The 19,161-nt window shown below is 34.8% G+C and carries 17 protein-coding genes; 4 read left to right on the top strand and 13 right to left on the bottom strand.

Translation table 11 applies throughout. From position 1 onward, the window contains the following. Positions 1-32: 32 nt before the first annotated feature. The 5 genes from HUW50_RS15100 to HUW50_RS15080 all read right to left on the bottom strand — a co-directional run bounded on the left by HUW50_RS15100 (position 33) and on the right by HUW50_RS15080 (position 7,347). Positions 33-602 carry a dihydrofolate reductase family protein gene (locus HUW50_RS15100; protein WP_066324197.1) on the bottom strand — a complete coding sequence of 190 codons (570 nt, stop codon included), beginning with the start codon at positions 600-602 and terminating at the stop codon, positions 33-35. A 419-nt stretch (positions 603-1,021) separates the two neighbouring features. Beyond that, positions 1,022-3,073 carry a glycosyl hydrolase 115 family protein gene (locus HUW50_RS15095; protein WP_083964409.1) on the bottom strand — a complete coding sequence of 684 codons (2,052 nt, stop codon included), beginning with the start codon at positions 3,071-3,073 and terminating at the stop codon, positions 1,022-1,024. Between the two features lie 370 nt (positions 3,074-3,443). Beyond that, entirely contained in the window at positions 3,444-3,980 is a 537-nt protein-coding gene (locus HUW50_RS15090) for a chromate transporter (RefSeq protein WP_066324188.1), read from the bottom strand. A gap of 12 nt (positions 3,981-3,992) precedes the next feature. Continuing rightward, positions 3,993-4,625 carry a chromate transporter gene (locus HUW50_RS15085; protein ID WP_185652997.1) on the bottom strand — a complete coding sequence of 211 codons (633 nt, stop codon included), beginning with the start codon at positions 4,623-4,625 and terminating at the stop codon, positions 3,993-3,995. A gap of 421 nt (positions 4,626-5,046) precedes the next feature. Further along, on the bottom strand, positions 5,047-7,347 hold the full coding sequence (locus HUW50_RS15080) for a glycoside hydrolase family 3 C-terminal domain-containing protein (RefSeq protein WP_185652996.1): 2,301 nt from the start codon (positions 7,345-7,347) through the stop codon (positions 5,047-5,049). A 172-nt stretch (positions 7,348-7,519) separates the two neighbouring features. On the opposite strand from HUW50_RS15080, the gene HUW50_RS15075 reads away from it, so the two are divergent. The 4 genes from HUW50_RS15075 to HUW50_RS15060 all read left to right on the top strand — a co-directional run bounded on the left by HUW50_RS15075 (position 7,520) and on the right by HUW50_RS15060 (position 10,876). After that, complete coding sequence (locus HUW50_RS15075; RefSeq protein ID WP_396652533.1) at positions 7,520-8,770, top strand: helix-turn-helix domain-containing protein; 1,251 nt, start codon at positions 7,520-7,522, stop codon at positions 8,768-8,770. Between the two features lie 231 nt (positions 8,771-9,001). Beyond that, a complete protein-coding gene (locus tag HUW50_RS15070; RefSeq protein WP_066324170.1) occupies positions 9,002-9,655 on the top strand; it encodes a DUF1801 domain-containing protein in 654 nt (217 codons plus the stop codon). Between the two features lie 141 nt (positions 9,656-9,796). Continuing rightward, the gene (locus HUW50_RS15065; RefSeq protein WP_157094266.1) at positions 9,797-9,949 is read left to right on the top strand and encodes a hypothetical protein; all 153 of its coding nucleotides are present in this window, start codon (positions 9,797-9,799) and stop codon (positions 9,947-9,949) included. 39 nt (positions 9,950-9,988) lie between these two features. Further along, the gene (locus HUW50_RS15060) at positions 9,989-10,876 is read left to right on the top strand and encodes a glycine-rich domain-containing protein (protein WP_066324159.1); all 888 of its coding nucleotides are present in this window, start codon (positions 9,989-9,991) and stop codon (positions 10,874-10,876) included. 212 nt (positions 10,877-11,088) lie between these two features. Here the strand turns inward: HUW50_RS15060 and HUW50_RS15055 are convergent, their stop codons facing one another. The 8 genes from HUW50_RS15055 to HUW50_RS15020 all read right to left on the bottom strand — a co-directional run bounded on the left by HUW50_RS15055 (position 11,089) and on the right by HUW50_RS15020 (position 19,010). Next, positions 11,089-11,289, bottom strand: a complete 201-nt coding sequence (locus HUW50_RS15055) for a twin-arginine translocase TatA/TatE family subunit (RefSeq protein WP_066324154.1) — start codon at positions 11,287-11,289, stop codon at positions 11,089-11,091. A gap of 18 nt (positions 11,290-11,307) precedes the next feature. Next, positions 11,308-11,484: a hypothetical protein gene (locus HUW50_RS15050; RefSeq protein WP_185652994.1), complete on the bottom strand. Its 177-nt coding sequence runs from the start codon at positions 11,482-11,484 to the stop codon at positions 11,308-11,310. A gap of 89 nt (positions 11,485-11,573) precedes the next feature. Next, positions 11,574-13,007 carry an alkaline phosphatase PhoX gene (locus HUW50_RS15045; protein WP_066324149.1) on the bottom strand — a complete coding sequence of 478 codons (1,434 nt, stop codon included), beginning with the start codon at positions 13,005-13,007 and terminating at the stop codon, positions 11,574-11,576. Between the two features lie 751 nt (positions 13,008-13,758). Then, positions 13,759-13,983, bottom strand: coding sequence for a hypothetical protein (locus HUW50_RS15040; protein ID WP_066324146.1), 225 nt, complete (start codon positions 13,981-13,983; stop codon positions 13,759-13,761). 272 nt (positions 13,984-14,255) lie between these two features. Next, positions 14,256-15,590 (bottom strand): sulfatase family protein, encoded by a 1,335-nt coding sequence (locus tag HUW50_RS15035; protein ID WP_185652993.1) that lies wholly within the window; start codon positions 15,588-15,590, stop codon positions 14,256-14,258. A 95-nt stretch (positions 15,591-15,685) separates the two neighbouring features. After that, positions 15,686-17,521 carry a PTS transporter subunit EIIC gene (locus tag HUW50_RS15030; protein WP_185652992.1) on the bottom strand — a complete coding sequence of 612 codons (1,836 nt, stop codon included), beginning with the start codon at positions 17,519-17,521 and terminating at the stop codon, positions 15,686-15,688. Positions 17,522-17,643: 122 nt separating this feature from the next. Then, positions 17,644-18,480 (bottom strand): PRD domain-containing protein, encoded by an 837-nt coding sequence (locus HUW50_RS15025; RefSeq protein ID WP_185652991.1) that lies wholly within the window; start codon positions 18,478-18,480, stop codon positions 17,644-17,646. A 38-nt stretch (positions 18,481-18,518) separates the two neighbouring features. Then, a complete protein-coding gene (locus HUW50_RS15020; protein WP_066324131.1) occupies positions 18,519-19,010 on the bottom strand; it encodes a PTS sugar transporter subunit IIA in 492 nt (163 codons plus the stop codon). Between the last annotated feature and the right edge of the window lie 151 nt (positions 19,011-19,161).

The raw sequence follows: 19,161 nt of genomic DNA, 5'->3' as shown, positions 1-19,161 counted from the left end.
AACTGTTTTTTATCTTTGATTGTGCAATATTATTAATTCCCTTTCAAATGATAGATTAGTTGCACAACGCCAGAGGAGAACGTTTTTGTATTAACTATTTTTAAATTCACCCTCTGTTTTATATCAATAAACAACGGTTTTCCTTCTCCCAAAATAACAGGGTGAACAGATAATCTAAATTCATCAACAAGTCCTAAATTGATAAAAGTTGTAATAAGACTTGCTCCACCATATAGCCAGATGTCTCTACCAGGCTTATTCTTTAATTTATTTACTTCTTCAAGAATATTTTCATTTATGAATGTGGATTTATTATCAGTTCCTTTTTGCGTTCTGGAAAACACATATTTTTCTTTACTATGAACTAATTCCCAAATTTCTTTTTCTGTATCAGTATCTTCAAGTTCTGGAGTAAATTGTCCCCATAAATCGTAGCTTTTTCTTCCATATAAAATAGTATCAATTTGATTTAAGAAATTAATAAACCCCATCTCAGAGTCCATTATGCACCAATCAACTTCCCCATTTTTCCCTTCTATAAAACCATCTAAAGTAACTGCTAAATCTAAAATTATTCTTCTTGGTCTTACATTATTGGACATAATTCTTCCTCCCTTTAATCGTTTAGATATTTTTCCCCCATCCAAGTCCTTTTATATTTTAATTATTTACAGCATTTATTTCTGAATAAAGTTACTGATGTTATTAAACCGCCTCTTAACTTAATAACAATCATCTCAAATTCCCATTATTTACACAATTAGTTATTCAAGAATATGGCCTGATTGTGTAAGAATAAATTTTCACACCTCTAATCTAGACCACTAATCTAAATGACCCTTAATTTTCTAGTTTCAGTTCGGTATTGTTAGTTTAAGAAATATAAAATAAAAAAAGCTACCAACTGCCATAACCAATCGGTAACCCTTCCTCATCTTTATTAATACTATCCCTTTACACGCCCAATTGATACCTTGCCCAATTGGAAAAAAAATGAATTAAAATTAGATCATCCGTTATTTTAGTTTGGATAAATTGATTTCCTTTCTAACCCATTAATTAATTCATCATCCATCAATTGTTTTGTTTTATTTGTCAGTAACATAACCGAACTTTCTCTAGTATCAGTAAGGTACTTTTTTTCCCAATTGTAAAATGTCGGTCCATCCCCAAACATTCTAAGATATCTTCTTACAGTTTCTAACGTATAAAAAGTTAATGAAACATTCGTTAGACAATCATTATCATAGTAACCTTGCCACTTATCATAGGTTGGCTTTTCCATTATATCCATCGTTTCTTTTATCTCTTGCATAGCGTCATTTACAAGTAAATATGCATCTAGATACTCATTTGTTTGAAACTTTTCAAATGCTTTTGTGAAAGAATAAAGTGCCTTGCAACCATTCTTATGAATCTGCACTTGAATGAGCAACTGATCGTGAATTCTTTTTTGTTCGATCGAACTGGCTTCTCCTACCAAAGCCTTAACATTCTCAAATAATGATTCCCAGATAGATCGTTTTCCTTCGACCTTATTTTTGAACCAGTCAAATTGTTCTTTTAAATCTGTCTCTCCTGTTGCCCAATATACATTTTTAGCACTCTCATTTCCTTGAGAAACAATCCATTGTTTAGCAAGATTCCGGATTGCAAAATGATAGAATTGTTCACCCGCTCGTTCATCGTAAAAGTTACCATACTGAATAACTGCATCAAAGTAAGCATTCATATATTTACGCATTTCACCCGTATATGAAGAATAGTACTGGGAAACGTACTCGTTTAGAAATTTTGCAGAATTCATTTTACCTTTATTCCATAGTTGACTAACAAAATCTAAAAAATAGAGGTGTGGTCTAATATTTCCACAGTTTACGATCAAGAATTCGCACATGTCATTGTCAAAAGCCTGACTTAACTCATCATTCACGAAAGCTGTGGTATTTGGCAGCATCGTCAAATGATTTGAAGCTTGAAGATCATAAAATGTTACATGATAGTAGATACCATGAGGTCCTTTATCGTGTTTTTCAGGAATAGAAGGGATTCTAGGGTTGTGGCTCCCTTGTCTTCTCGTCACCATTTTCCCATACCCACTATCTGCCCAAATTTTGATAACTCCTTGAGGTAATTCTAGTAATCCTTTTTTATACAAATCAGTTATTTCCCCGTATAGATTGACACAGCAAACAGGATCTCTTTCATATTCTGCAATCATTTCGTATTGGTCCCTCATTATTTTAGATATGAGAGCTCCTCTTTTCTCATCGGTATCAAACGTCGGATCATCTATCCAAAATGGACGATCTCCCTGTCCTCTAAAACCGATATTCCAAATCACCTTATCATTTTGCTGTTCGATAATCGCATCGTTCCATAACTTTTTGAATAATGGTTCGTTTTCTACATATGAAGCATTTTCATTAGGGTAAACTCTGTTAAACATTTGGGCACCAAGCGGTTCTGCATGGTGATGTGTAATCCACAGTCCCATCTCACTAGCGATATTTTTATAGACTGGATTCTCAATATCTGTTCCAGGTATCACCATATTCCCATTACATCTCAATAATGCTTCGAATACCATTTCCCATACATTGGTATTCGAATTCTTATATTCCCACTTTGAAATGAGAACCTCATCATTGATGAACCAACCTCTAAACCTAACTTTGGCTACATCTGAAAGAAAGTGGTCGGGGGTAATTTTGATCATTGTTTTTGTTGAAGGTTCACAGTCATTCCAAAACCAAAACTTGTCAACACCAAGAAATTTTTCACTAACATAAAGCATGCCATAGATAATTCCTAATTCATCAATTGAAACTACTCTCATTTCAGACAAATCATCGGAGAACTGAATAGAGTACTGTTCAGCTTTCAGGTTGTCGTGATTCTTTTCATCCAGAACGAAAAGAATGGTGGTTTTTCTTTGGCTACCATCTTCTTGAAATACTTTGTCCTTATCTCTAGCCAAGACCTTTAAGAAATGATTAACGCTTTTTAATTCAGGACCTTGATAATCAAGGCATGTTTCCTTGTTAAATATAAAGAATTTTTCATTATTCATTTGTTAGTTCCTTTCTACTTTTAACAAAAATGATTTTTGTAAGTGTTTACATATTATTAGTTTAATAGGTTTTGGTAATTACATTAATTGAAAATCTAGACAAGAATGTTTAAAAAACAGAGGTAAATGACTTAAACCTCCTTTATTTTATATGTCTGTGAATTTTTTTGAATGAATGTCTGGTCAAAAGTGAGGTTTTGAGCCACTTACCTAAACAGGACTTGTAGTAGTACAAGCACTATAATAATGTTTAGGCTAGCTCAACAATAGAGGATACTTTATTGGGTTATAATTGCCGTGTAGTGGTGGAAAACGTCATGAGAATTTGAGAATATATTATCTTTTTATGAGTGGTATTGAAGGTGAATACTTAATGAATCAACGTACCAACAACACCAGCACCCAAAATTACTATAAAAGGATGAACTCGAAAATATAATAAAGAAGTCAATGATATACCGAAGATTAATAGTAGACTAATCATATCCCAAGATATTGTGGTTGAAATGACACCATTTGAGATGGCAAACTGAATCGCAGCATAGATAATTAGGCTAGTTACAATAGGTCGTAATCCATAAAAGGCAGATTTTACAAGTTTGTTTGTATGCAATTTATAGAAAAATAGGACAATAACTAAAATAAGGATTAAGGATGGTAAACTCATAGCAATGGAAGAGATAATAGCTCCTGGTAATCCTGCAACCTTATACCCTACTATTGTTGCACTATTAGAAGCAATAGAACCTGGAGTCATTCCTGCTAAGGCAACCGTCTCGGTAAAATCAGCTGTTGTGATCCAGCCCTTACTAGTTACCTCCCTTTCTATTACAGGAAGCATGGCATATCCTCCACCAAATGATACAGTTCCAATGATAAAAAATAGAACAAATAATTGTAATAGCATGACAAATCCTCCCTACATTCCTACCTGTTTCTTAACCGAGTACGCCTTATTCTCAATCTCTTTTTCTTCATTTTTCTCAAACCTTACAATCATTCCTAATTTTTCTTTGATTTTAATAATCAGAATCCCTAATAATGCACCTAAAAAGATCACGAAAATTGGATGCCAGTGAAAAATCAACATAGCTAAAATCATGCTAAGTGCTAAAGTATACGTTGCCTTATCCAATAACGATGTCCTTGCGATTTTTATCCCTGCGTACACAATTAAGGCGACAGTTGCAGCTCGAATGCCGAAAAATGCTGATTCAACATATGGATTTTCCTGAAAGCTAGAGAGCAACCCACAAAGCACAAGTACAATGATAAAGGTTGGAAGTAAAGTTCCTAACGTTGCTGCAATAGCTCCTCTTATACCAGCAATTCGGTGACCGATAAAAGTTGCTGCATTTACTGCTATTGCACCTGGTATTGTCCCTGCAATAGCAAAAACATCTGTAAGATCCTCACTTTTCACCCAATTCTTCTTATGAACAACTTCTTTTTCTATTAAAGGAATCATGGCATAGCCACCACCAAAAGTAACAGGCCCAATCTTGAAAAAAGACCAAAAAAGTTGAAAGACTTTTTTCCATTCTTCCTTCATATTTACTCCTTCTTTCTATTTATTCTCTTAGTATATTATTTTAAGTGGATATATTTTATCTATTACTACAATATCACGGTTGACTACTAAGGTAAATTGCAACAAATGCATAGGTTATAACAGGTGGTTATACGTAACTAAGCCTACTTGAAAAGTTGGTGATTAAGCATAACTTACAGAAAAAAAGCTCCAACCCTTACATTATAATGGCTGGAGCGTTTATATCAGTGAACTCTGTGAATGAACTTACCTTGTCCTTTCCCCTATTCAAATTATCGATTCAACATTTCTTCCTTTTGGTTTTTTACGCAAAAATCGATTACTTACTTGTAAATACATTATATTATATCGATATAAATAAATACTGAATAAATGTAAATAAGGAGTGACTCTAATTATGTGAGCCACTCCTTATTTCATCCTAGTTCGTAACCTGCTTTTTCTGTATGTCATTCAACTGTTGAATCATGTCCTGTAGCTTTTCTTCCGTAAAGTTACCATCACTAAAGTTCGATAAAGCTCGCAATGGCATATACTTCATCATCGCTTCCATCATCTCTGAAAAATCGCCTTGCTCTTCACCTGCTGCTGCAAATGGACTTCCTTCTTGGGCTTTTACTAAAAGTTCTTTCGCTAGTGGCGCTACTTTAGGGTTTACAAGCAGATCACCTACTGTTGTATTGCGGTTAACAGTAAAAGGAAGTTCTACAGTCGATTCAACTAGAACTTTTTCTGTTAAGACAATTTCTTTAGAGCTTTTTCCTACTAATATTTCAAACTCTCCACTTTCTACATGCCAATCTTTTAGTTCTGTATTATAGTAAGCAAATGAACGCTTATCTAATATAAAGGAAGTCGTTTTTTCCTCTCCAGGCTGTAACTCTACTTTTTCAAACCCTTTTATTTCCTTATTAGGTCTGCTTACACTGCTTTCAACATCTCTAACATAAAGCTGAACAACTTCTTTACCTGCAACAGCTCCAGTATTCTTAACATTTACTGTAACTGTTAAGCTATCAGTATCTTTAATTTCATTAGAACTAACTGTTAGATTGCTATATTCAAATGTTGTATAGCTTAGTCCATAACCAAATGGGAATAATGGCTCTACATTTTTTGTATCATAATAACGGTAACCAACGAAAATCCCTTCACGGTACTCCACTCTGTCTCCATCTCCCGGGAAGAACAGATAAGAAGGATTGTCACTCAATTGTTTTGGAAATGTTTCTGCAAGCTTACCACTTGGATTTGCATCTCCGAATAAGATATCTGCAATTGCCCCACCTAGTGCTTGACCTCCAAGATAGCCCTCAAGTAATCCTTTTACTTTGTCTAACCATGGCATTTCAATTGGTGATCCATTACTCAGCACCACTACAATATTTGGGTTAACGTCAGCAATAGCTTCGATAAGACGCTTTTGATTTTCAGGAATGTGTAAGTGTTCACGATCATAGCCTTCAGATTCATAGCGGTCTGGTAAACCCGCAAACAAAATAACCGTATCTGCATGTGAAGCCACTACTTTTGCCTCTTCAATTAAGTCTTCATCGATTGCATCTTTATCACGGTAGTATCCTTGAGCATAAGTAACATTTACTGATTCTCCAGCTGTTTTTTCGATTTCCTCAACAATGTTTTCGAGCTTCGTTGGTTTAATATGAGAGCTTCCTCCACCTTGATATCTTGGAGCCTTTGCAAATTCACCGATTACAGCGATATTTCCTTCCTTTTTTAGAGGAAGAATGCTATCTTTATTCTTTAATAACACCATGCTTTCTCTAGCTGTTTCTCTAGCAAGCTGATGATGCGCTTCTTTGTCATAAGTTGCGTTTTCTTTCTTTTCTTCGACTGCTTTAAAAATAATGCGTAAAATACGCTCAACAGCAGCATCAAGCTTCTCTTCAGATAATGTACCATTTTGAACCGCTTCGATAACCTTATTTTCTCCGATACCTTTTGATGCCGGCATTTCAAGTTCAAGGCCATTTGCAAGAGCAACATCACGTTCATTTACAGCTCCCCAGTCAGAAACGACAAAGCCTTCAAAGCCCCATTCTTCTTTTAAAATTTCATTTAATAAATAGTTATTTTCAGATGCAAATTCACCGTTTACTTTATTGTAAGAACACATGACCGTCCATGGCTGTGATTGCTTAACAGCACCTTCGAAGCTTGCTAGATAGATTTCACGGAATGTCCTTTCGTCAACGATTGCATCTGTTGACATTCTACGGTGCTCCTGATTGTTTGCAGCAAAATGCTTAAGCGACGTTCCAACACCTTGACTTTGCACACCTTTAATATGATTAGCTGCCATTTCTGATGAAAGGTACGGGTCTTCAGAGAAATACTCAAAGTTACGTCCACATAAAGGAGAACGTTTAATATTTGCACCTGGTCCTAGAAGAACAGCAACATCTTCCGCTTGGCATTCTTCACCTAAAGCTACCCCAACTTTTTGAATTAATTTGCGATCCCATGAGCTTGCCATACCCGCAGCTGATGGAAAGCATGTTGCAGGTACACTATCAAATAACCCTAAGTGATCTGCACCTAGATTTTGTTTGCGTAATCCGTGCGGGCCATCTGTTACCATAATAGATGGTATACCTAGTCGCTCAATTCCTTTTAAATTCCAAAAATCTTTACCTGAACATAGATCAGCTTTTTCTTCTAATGTCATTTGTGATAGTAAAGCTTTAATATTATTCGTCATGTTAATCCCTCCATGAAATTAATTTAAGTAAACGCTTTCTAATTTCTATAAACCTATTATAAATAGAAACTTATTTATATTTTGGTATTTATTTAATAATTTTGTCTTTTTTTTATTATTTTATTTTAGGTATGATATGCTTATATAAATAGTAATTTTTGAGGAGATGGCAATGAAATTACAGGATTTACAGTATATTTGCAAACTAATTTATGAAGCCAATAACATGTCTGTCATTTACCTAAATGAAGATGAAGAAGTGGAGTTTGAATATACAACTTCTAATAGGAGGAATCCTTTCAACAAGTCTCTACAGGATTTGTTGAAACAATTTCACTTATCTAAGGATCTAGATCTATTTACATTTCCGTTATTAGGAACAACACAGTTCTATGAAAACTATTTTTTAATTCATATAAATGATAAAAATCAATACAAAGGGATAATTATTGTTGGCCCAACTCTTCCAACAGAACTTATAAATGAAAGGCTAAGTTCACTTGTTTATGATCTGTCAGATCGAAAGGATTTACGTGAGGAGTTAATTCAATATTATCAATCACTTCCACGGGTATCTACAATCAAATTTATCACCATTAGTATGCAGCTTTATTATATGATCTATCAAGAAGCACTAGATCCAGCAGATATTATTCTTAAAAACAAATCAGTTGAAGGCCAAAATTTAAACATAACAGATCCACATATTAGCATCTCACAGAGACGTGAAAATGTGTCGTTTCACCATGATTTCATGTATGAAAAAAAGATCTTTCTATGTATAAAAGAAGGTAGAAAAGATGAATTTTTAAAAATCTTTAAGTTAAGTCCAGAACATGGTGAAATGGGGGTATTATCTAAAAAAAGTCATTTGCGAAGTAAAAAAAACCTGGGGATTTCAGCTATCACTTTAGCTACCCGCGCAGCAATGGAAGGTGGTCTTCATCATGAAATTGCCTATACATTAAGCGACTTATATATTCAAGACTTAGAGGAATTAACTGATTTTAAAACAGTTGATGCATTTTTGGAACAAGCTTTAAGTGATTTTGCTGAGCGAGTACGAAAAAATAAACAACAAAAATATTCAAAACCAATTAATATGTGTTTAAATTATATCTTTACCCACCTTTACGAGGATATTACACTTACAAGCCTGGCTATAATTGTAGATATGCATCCTAATTATTTATCCTCTCTATTCAAAAAAGAAGTTGGTATTTCAATAGCTGAATATATTCAACGTACGAAAATAGATGAAGCAAAGTCGTTATTAACATTTACTGACTATTCCTTATTGAAAATTTCCACCATGTTAAACTTTCATGACCAAAGTTATTTTACTAAGGTCTTCAAAAAATATACTGGAATCACTCCGAAGAAGTACAAAAATAGTACCTCTGTGGGGGCTATGACTGATTAATTATGTAGCATAATGAAAAGCGCAAGCGCCTTGATCAGCCTCAGGTACCTCGAGGGGCTAGGCGCTGGAGCTAGACACCAAAACTAAGTACAAAACTATACTTTCTTACCTTTTAAAAAAGGTTGATGAATATTCAAATAAAGCAAAAAAGTGACAGAAAGAATTGGAGAAACCCGAGAATGATCATTCTTGACTGTCAGCTGATCGAAAAATTAAAAGGGGTGTTCCTTGATGACAAATAGTAGAATGAATCCTAAGGTTGACGAATATTTAAGTAAAGCCGAAAAGTGGAAGGAAGAATCTGAAAAGTTGAGAAAGATCGTTCTTGACTGTGAGCTGACCGAAGAATTTAAATGGATGCATCCTTGTTATACGTTTGAGAAAAAAAACATCGTTTTAATACACGGATTTAAAGAATATTGTGCGCTTCTGTTTCACAAAGGTGCTTTGTTAAAGGATGCCCATGGGATTCTAATCCAACAAACGGAAAATGTACAGGCGGCGCGCCAGATTCGGTTCACCAATGTTCAAGAAATAGTTGAAATGGAACCAATCTTGAAAGCCTATATTCATGAAGCCATTGAAGTTGAAAAAGCCGGTTTGGAAGTGAATTTTAAAAAGAAAACAGAAGAAATCATCATTCCTGAAGAACTTCAAAATAAATTCGATGAAATCCCTGCCTTGAAAACAGCTTTTGAAAGCTTGACACCTGGACGGCAAAGAGCCTACATTCTTCATTTTTCTCAGCCCAAACAATCCAAAACTCGAGTGTCAAGGATTGAAAAATGTATGGAGAAAATTCTAAATGGTAAGGGATTAAATGATTGCACTTGTGGACGATCACAAAAGATGCCCAACTGTGATGGCTCGCACAAGTACATTTGATGGGAAAATAAATTCATTAAACTTTAAGGTATTACCTCACTTTGCAAAATACTGCACACAAAAGTGTACCCCTTGGCTTTTTGCTGAAAGGTACGCTTTTTATTTGGAACTTATTATACTAACCAGCCAGGGAGTTGAATAGTGAAAATTGAAAAAAATGTAAAATATGGAACCTTTCACAATGAAATTCGTAATAGTAATGAAGAAAGTATCGTTTTAGTGAAGGGTTTAATATTACGGGATACTCTTTTGTTTTCTGTAGTTAAAACAACAGCTATACTATTTTTAGATTAAAAGCTATTAAAATGTTCTAATAGGAATGAGGGAGATTAGATGGAATGGTTACTCCTGCTTGCAGTAGTTATTTGGTTTATATTATTTTTACGCAAAAAACTCTCATTTAAATTTAGTTTATCTCCAATATCATTAGAGATAAAACCAATTAAAGGGTTAAAAAAACTAAGTGATGACCTGGAGCAGTCTCTAAGTAATAGTTATATGGAAAACGTAGAAGAAAGGGTAAGGAGAGAGAATAAGTTAAAAGAAAATGAGTACAAGTGGCGTCTATTAGATTTAAAACGTTATTTTATTTTGACTTCTCTATTAAAAGAGTCTCCAATGTTTAGCCAGAAAGTCGATGAACTGTGGCATCAAATGCTCATGTTCACCCGTGAGTATGATGATTTTTCGAAGAAATATCTAGGGACAATTCTTCATCACAGTCCAAATGTAAATGTAGTGCCTGATCCTGATTTGCGAGGATTTTTTGATTGGGTGTATGCTGAACTTTTTCACATAAGAAAAGAGAATATCCATCTTTATAAGGGGTTTTTCAGGTACCCTGTACACCCGGATATCATTGATGAGTTTAAAAATTTACCAGAAAATGAACTTATAGATATATATTTTAATAGTGATACCAAATATATTACTACTGTACTCTCGCTTATCTCTTCCATGAAAAAAACTGCAAATAAGATAAAAGATTATGAAAAAAGCGTAATACTAGAAAAAATGAAAAAAAGCAAAAGTCAGGAAAATTATAACACAATGCTCGTTCCTTTCTTATCTGTTTCTTATTTTCATTACGATGAATTTGAAAGTTACATGAAAATTAGCAGCGACAGTTCATCAAGTTGTACAAGTTGCGGGTCGGCTAGCTCTTGTAGTTCTTGCTCGTCCGGTAGTTCCTGCTCAAGCTGTGGCGGGGGTGGCGATTAAGAACAAAAGCGGAAGTGCCTTGATTAGCTTCTGGCAAATAAGGTGATTTAGAATAGAAGGCGTTCTTTGCCTTCAATTCTAAATTAGCTAGACCCTAGAGGTGCTAGGCGCTGGAGCTGGATGTCGTGCGCTTATCTTTCTGTTAACTTACTCCTCTAAAAAAAGAAGATGAAAGCATGGAAGTTACCTACATCTTCTAATATCTCAAATTATTAAACTACTTTTCTTTTTTGTGTTTCGTCTTTGTCTTTGTTTGACTCATCATCTGATACCAACTCACGTGTTGATTTTTTAAACTCTCTTAAAGTAGATCCAAATGCACGACCAATTTCAGGTAGCTTGGATGGGCCAAAAATAATTAATGCAATGACAAGAACAATAATTAAACCAGGTATCCCTATATTCTGTAACATTTACATAACCTCCATTGTTTAGATAGCTCTTTTTCTTTGTGGTATAAAATTATATAATTTATAATCTGCCTGTTTACCACAAACTTGGCATTTTACCTCTTCAAGTAATTTATTATCATCTGAGATAGATTGAATATGTGGAAGAAAAATTATTTTTAAGGCTTTATGAACATGTTGTTTACAAACTAAAACCACTATATAAGCTCCTTCCATAAATGTAAAAAAAGATGTAAACCATACAAAGTGTTAGCTTACATCTTTTTTATGGTATCCTGTAAAACAATTTAAATCATTTTTACTCCGTGTCGCTCAAATGCTGCTGCTTCTAGAACGGACATACCTTGCGCCTCGGCAGCCTTAGCTACTTTTTCCGAAACTTGCGGTGCAAGATTCGCAGGAGCAGCATAGGACATTTCCCTTGCGCGCGCAGAGTTTCTACGTTGGAACGGTCCCCAAATAGCAAAGGTTTTGCCTGGGCTTTGAATATTGACAAAAAGTGTGTTTCCATCTGGTGAGAAGATTGGGCCACACAATTCAGAGCCACTTAGGCGATTAGCGGCAAAAGGATAAACTTTGCCTTCTGGGGTAATTCCCATAATGCGATCTTGGCCTGAACCATCTTCTGCATACCAAAGGTCACCCCATGGAGTACAGCAGATATTATCCGGATATTCCATTTCCCGTGCATCATTTCCCTCATAGAAAAGCTCCAATGTATTAGTATGAGGAACATAACGATAAACACGTCCAAGTTTTTTGTCCCCAGCAGAGGTGTCATCGAACCAGAAAACACCCTCTTGGAAGAACGCTCCCTCTAGTCTACTGAATTCGATGCAGTTTTGTGCTTTAGCGTCCTCACGGCATAAATGAGGATCTAGTTCCTTCCAAACAAGCTTAAATGTTTGTCCTGTTTTAAATGTACTTGCTGATGGATCAGTTACTGCTTCAATTGCCGCTGCATAAAGCTTGCCGCCTTTTTGTAACGAACCTGGTTTTTGGCTCAAGTCATTTGGAATAAAACGGTAAAGGTAACTTGGGCTTGAATCCTCGGTTAAGTATACATATCCTGTCGAAGGGTCGATGGCACAAGCCTCGTGAGAGAAACGCCCCATTTCCTTGATTGGAGTTTTGGACAATTCGTTTTCCGGCTGCTGTGGATCTACTTCAAATACATATCCGTGTGTTGCGGAACGTGTTTCTTCACAAGTTAACCAAGTACCCCAAGGTGTCGCTCCACCAGCACAATTTCGGATTGTACCTGAAGAGGTAACATATTCTTTGATCACTTCACGATTTGCACCTACAACTAGAGCCGTTGTACCACCTTGAGCATTCGCATCATAAGGATTGCTTCCAAATGCAGGACCTGCCGATAATTCATGATTACGAACAAGAATGGTCGTATTTTTCGGTCCTTCAAAAGCTGCCATTCCATCAAAAGCACCAGGGATATTGGTTCCGTCTGTCATCAGGTTGCCTTCTCTGGAAATAATTTTGTAATGAAAGCCTTTTGGAAGATCAAGAATACCATTTGGATCTGGAACTAAATCTCCATACCCACCAAATCCGCTGGTTGGATTATCAGTAGCATCCGCAAATGCTTTTGAACCGAGTCCTATTACTCCAGTCGAACCAAGTGTAATGGCAAGCGCGCTCATTCCTCCCGCTTTTAAGAAATCTCTTCTGTTAAAGCCATTATTAGAATTTTGACCAGTCATACCTTATCTCTCCCCATCTATGTATTTTTAAATCTATTAATAGATTAAATATTAAATGTAAATTATTAAGGAAAAACCCGAGTTTTGTAAAAAACAGTTGAAAATTGTAAAGAAATTAGGAATGAACAAAAGCGCAAGCGCCTTGATCAGCCTCAGGCAAATAAGACGATTTAGAATAGAAGGCGTTCTTTGCCTTCAATTCTAAATTAGCTAGACCCTAGAGGGGCTAGGCGCTGGAGCTGGATGTCGTGCGCTTATCCACAGTTCAAGAATTTTAATTTCCTATACGATAAAAAGAGAAATCCATTCTTTGTGGATTGCCTTTTTCCATACAGGTTACGTATAAGAAGGTTATTTAATTTTTTTTTGAATAGCTTTTAGCGTTTTTCGGTCTCCATCAATAAGCAGATATCTCTTTCTGTCACTAATTAAAACCTCTTGCACTTTCATTAACATCACCTCCAAATACAATAGTGATGTATTTTTGTACTCTTTCTATGAAAACGATGTTTATTATATTTATCTACTAAATATATGTTGTAAATAAAGAAACAAAAAGTGCGTAGTATTTAACGCTATTAACGTTAAATACTACGCACTGGTATACTACATATAATTGCTCGATTGTTGAATTAAAAGAGACTTTTTGCTTCACTAAATAATAAAATCCTTGTCAACTTATTCGTTATCTTATTTTAAATTACGTTCTTACTTTTTCTTCACAACTAACTCAAACTAGCTATATTCTTTATTATGAATAAATCGCAGCTCCCAAAACACCTGACATCACTATAACTAATGCAGGATGAATCCTAAGCTTTATTAAAGAAAATAGAGACAATGCGAATATAGCTAATAAGCTACCTGAATACCCAGAAAAAGAATCTAATAGGTGATTGCTGATTGCAAATTTAATCGCTGCATAACCAATAAGGCCTGTAATAATTGGACGTAATGCTGTTGAGTCGTCATCCAACCTTTATCGATAACCTCCATCTCAATGACAGGGATCATGGGCATACCCTCCATCGAAAGGAACTGGACCAATTTTTAAAAGGGTCAATAGATTTGAAATATTGTATCTGCCTCCATTGCAGGGGGTTTTTATAATAGTTTTTTCTCTATGCTGGCTTTTCCTATATAAAAAAGAGGGTACCGAAAGCTATATTTTCGGTACCCCCTTTGTATTAGACATTCGATTGTCATTATTAATCGAGCGGTTCATCTACTTTGTAATAAGCTCTAACTTTACCTTCTACCTATATAGGCATTTCCCTTTTCAGCTTCTAGAGCCCAGCTTTTAGAAGCTACACCAGGTACTCGACCATTAAGTAGAGGATCATTTGTTTTTTCCATCCAATGATTAACCTTAGCTCGAAGCTCTTCAACAATCGAAGCATAATGTGGATTTTCAATAAGATTCGTTTCTTCTAACGGATCTTTCTCCAAATCATAAAGCTCTTCTTTGGCATTTGGAACATAGAATTTTTGACGGACCTCTTCACCAGAAGGACTTTTATGAATGTCCATTGGTAAATAAATTTCAGGACCATCTTCAAAATTTCTAACATATTTATATTTTTTTGTACGAACTCCCCTCATCGGATGATAGTTATCATGCCAGGTTAATTCAAAAAAGAATTCATTACGTTCTGTTGCTTCCGTCTCTTTTAACAAAAATGGTGCAAAGCTCTTACCGTCTAAGTTTTCAGGAATAGGTAAGCCTGCTAAATCTAAAATGGTTGGCATTAAATCAATGTTACATATAAGTTCATTGGTTGTGACGTTTTCACCAAATAGCTTCGGACTATAGAAAATAAGCGCTGTTTCTAATCCTGCCTCTTTCATCGTCCCTTTTGCTCTAGGGAATGCAATACCATGGTCAGTTGTATAAATAAGAATCGTATTCTCATCTAATCCTGTTTCTTTAAGGGTGTTTATGATCCGTCCGATTGCTTCGTCCAAAACTTTGACTGATCCATTCATCATGGCAATTTCTTTTCGAACCTTTTCGGTATCAGGGAGATACTCTGGAACAGTCACTTCCTCTATTTCATCAGCAAATGGTTCATACTCATCAAATGTACGATGTGTTTCCCAAAAACCAATATTCGCAAAAAATGGTTTACTAGAATCCTTACTCTTTTCCTTTAAATACTCGATTGATTTATCTGCAACTTGTGGTGCTCTCGAGCCTTCGATTTTTTCATATCGTTGATATCCTAATTTGGTATTTGAACTATATGTGCCTCTTTCAGTATGTCCGATTGTTTCATGGCTAAATCCAATAAGGGTTGTCTCATATCCACTTTGTTGGAGTGCCATTGGTAATGTAGAAACATTTTCGTTAATACCAAACTCATAATGTGCCAGGCCAATTAACCCATTATTATGTGGATAAAGACCTGTCAGAATACTCCCCCTACTCGGACTACATGTTGGAGTTGGGCAAAATGCTTGATCAAAGCGTACTCCTGATGAAGCTAAACGATCAATTTCTGGCGATTTTACTGGTCTGTCATAGCAGCCAAGGTATCTCCCTGTATCATGTGATATTAAAAATAATATATTTGGTTTTTTCATTTTATACACCATCCTATCAAAATCTATTTATCATTTCAAAAAAGACAGGCTGTCTATTTGTTCATTTATTTCAAGAGCAGCCCTTTTGACAAATTTTAAGAAGCAGAGGTAGTCTCCATAATTTCCTCAATCTCAGTTTTTATTATCGAAACATGTGGACCATAAATGACTTGTACACCGTTCCCTCTAATGACTACACCTTTTGCGCCTGTTTTCTTAAGGTCATTCTCAGATACCATCTCAGCATTATTTACCGTAACACGTAAACGAGTAGCACAGTTATCAACTTCACTAACATTTGCTTTTCCACCTAGAGCAGAAAGAATTGAAACCCCTCTTTCGTTACCATTAATATCTACTGAAGCTTCTTCTATTTCATCTTCACGACCTGGTGTTTTATAATTAAACTTCACTATTAATGTTCTAAAAATCACATAATATAGAACAAAGAAAACCAACCCGATAACCGGTACTAATATCCAATTTGTTTTATCATTACCCTGTAGAATTCCAAACAATGTGAAATCAATTAATCCAGCTGAAAAGGTCATTCCAATTGTTAAGTTAAAAATATGAGCTGTCATGTAAGCCAGTCCCCAGAATGCTGCATGGATGACAAATAAAGTTGGTGCAATAAATAAGAATAAAAATTCTAGAGGTTCTGTAATACCTGTTAAGAAAGAAGTTAATGCAGCTGTGAAAAGAAGACCGCCCACTTTCTTTTTATTTTCAGGCTTTGCTGTATGATACATTGCTAGTGCAGCACCCATTAATCCAAACATCATTGTTAAATATTTTCCGCCCATAAACCTTGCTACAACTGTATCGAACTGTTCTACATTTGGATCACCAAGTTGCTCAAAGAAAATGTTCTGAGCTCCTTGAATCACATTACCATCAACTGTTAATGTTCCTCCAAGACCTGTTTGCCAGAATGGTAAATAGAAAATATGGTGTAAACCAAGTGGTCCTAATAACTTAAGAATAAATCCAAAAATAAATGACCCAAAGTAACCTGTTTTATCAACTAAATCACCTAAACCTGCAATACCTGTTTGGATTGGAGGCCAAATATAAAACAATGCAATCCCTAAAAGCACTGAAATAACAGACGTAATGATCGGAATAAAACGTGATCCACTGAAAAACCCTAAAAATTGTGGTAACTGAACCTTACCGAATTTTTTGTGTAAAGTGTAAGTCAATAGACCTGATAATACTCCTCCGAATACTCCTGTTTGTAGTGTTTGTATTCCTAAAATCATTGCTTGTCCAGCATCACCTAAATTCGTTTCTGCTATTTTTCCGGATATCTTTAATACAGCATTTAAAGTAGCATTCATAACGAGATAGGATAAAAGTGCAGCTAGACCGGCTACGCCTTTGTCAGTCTTAGCTAATCCAACCGCAATTCCTATTGCAAATATTATTGGTAAGTTTGAAAAAATCACTTGTCCTGCTGAACTCATTATCGTAAAGATTGCTTGTAACCATACTAGATCTAAAAATGGATACATAGCAATTGTATTGGGATTTGAAAATGCCCCTCCAATCCCTAGAAGAAGACCTGCTGCAGGAAGCACAGCAATTGGTAACATGATGGCTTTCCCAAACTTTTGAAATTTACTAAACATATGATTAAACATACCTTTTCCCCTTTCTTTTTCTTTATTATTATTTGAAGTATCTATTGCAAGGTTTAATTCTTTATGAACCTGCATAGACACATCTTTACCAAGAATTAATTCAATCCACTCAGAGCGAATGATCGCTCCATAAATCTTCTCTATCTTTTTTAATTCATCCAAATGAACGATGCTCAAGTCATTCGCTTTTAATCGAATTCTTGAAGCACATAGTAATATTTCTTCAATGTTTTCCTTCCCACCCATTTTCTTCACAATTTCATCAGATATTTGAATGGCATTCATTTATTTATCACTCCTTACTTTTAAAAAGAAAAAGCCTAAAACGACAAGAAATAGTTTTCCTTTATCCGTTTTAGGCCTTGCCTGATTTAACAGTAACAATCCTGTATTTAATTGTTTTTTTGTTAATGCTGATAGTTCTTGTCATATATTCTTTGGATGTGTAACGTAATATATCCAATTTCTGATTCAGGGAAGCTCATACTATGCTCTGCATTTAGGAAACTCTCTACTGATAAAGCGCATTCAAAACTTTCACTATATTTTGTCTTAATGACATCTAACATATCTTTATCCATATCATGAAAGGGTTTGTTGTCTTCTAGCCTAGCTAATGCAAAATGTAAATGTGTTAATAGGCGCTGATAGTCCATACTCTCCCTATCTATATCAATACTTAAATGACTTGAAATAATATCAATCATATCTTGGATAATCATTGTCTTTTTAATAGATGATCCTATATTCGTTAGATTCATTTTTGCAGTATGAATATGAAGTGCTATGAATGCAGCTTCATCTATTGGAAGAGAGATTCCTAATTCATTTTTCACATGCTCGATACCCCAAATAGCAATTTCATACTCTTGATGATAGAGATTTTTGATTTCATTCACTAATCTATTCCTAATTGGAATTCCTTTCTTTTCTCTCTCAAGAGCAAAAGACAAATGATCTGTTAATGCTATATGAATATGATCATTTAATTTTATTTCTAACTTTTCCTCTGCATAAGAAATAATATCTTCTGCTAAGGTGATGTGACTTTCAGGAACAGATTGTAATAGTTCTTGAAATTTCTTATTTTCTTCCTTTAGGATAAATATTTTTTCAATTTTACTTTGGTCCACAAGATCATTTTTACTTTTTTGAAATGCTATACCAGATCCCATGACGATCTTTTCAACACCATCTTCTTTAATGACTATGGAGTTTATATTAAGGATTTTATTGATTCGCAATATCGCCCATCCTTTCCTTACTTAATAAATTCATCCTGCTACTTTATCTTTGCTATCAAAACATTCGTTTTTCCTGAAATTGCCGATTCATTATAAAATTTATCTAATTTCTTCACTTTATCACTATTTACAACAACCATTGGTGTGATTATACTAGTAGCTTTCTCTTTAACCAATTCTAAATCAAATGTCATTAAGAGATCACCAGGTTTTACGACGTCATTAACCTCTATATGAGCTGTAAATCCTTCTCCTTGCATAAAAACAGTATCTAGCCCTATATGAATTAGTATTTCCAAATCATTAGTTGTTTCTATACCGATTGCATGCTTTGTTGGGAAGATTTGAGTAATTTTTCCTTCGACAGGTGAAACTACTTTCCCTTCAGTAGGTATTATCGCAATACCGTCCCCAAGCATTTTTGTAGCAAAAACTTCATCTGATGAATCCTCAATTTTTATAATTTCCCCTTGAATTGGGGAAACAAAAACTTCCTCTATACCTTTTTTACCGATTAATTTACCAAGCATGTTTCTCTTCCTTTCTAAATAAAAAAGGCCTAAAACTAACGTAATTATTACGCAGCTTTAGGCCTTGCCTGATTAAACAGTAACAAACCTGAATATTTAATTTGTGATAAATTCATCATAAGCTAATTTGATTTAATTTTCAACATGTTTT

The sequence above is a fragment of the Metabacillus sp. KUDC1714 genome, assembly GCF_014217835.1.
Taxonomy (GTDB): Bacteria; Bacillota; Bacilli; order Bacillales; family Bacillaceae; genus Metabacillus; species Metabacillus rhizosphaerae.
Note: the sequence above shows the minus strand (reverse complement) of the source record. Positions and strands in the feature narration are given on the sequence as shown.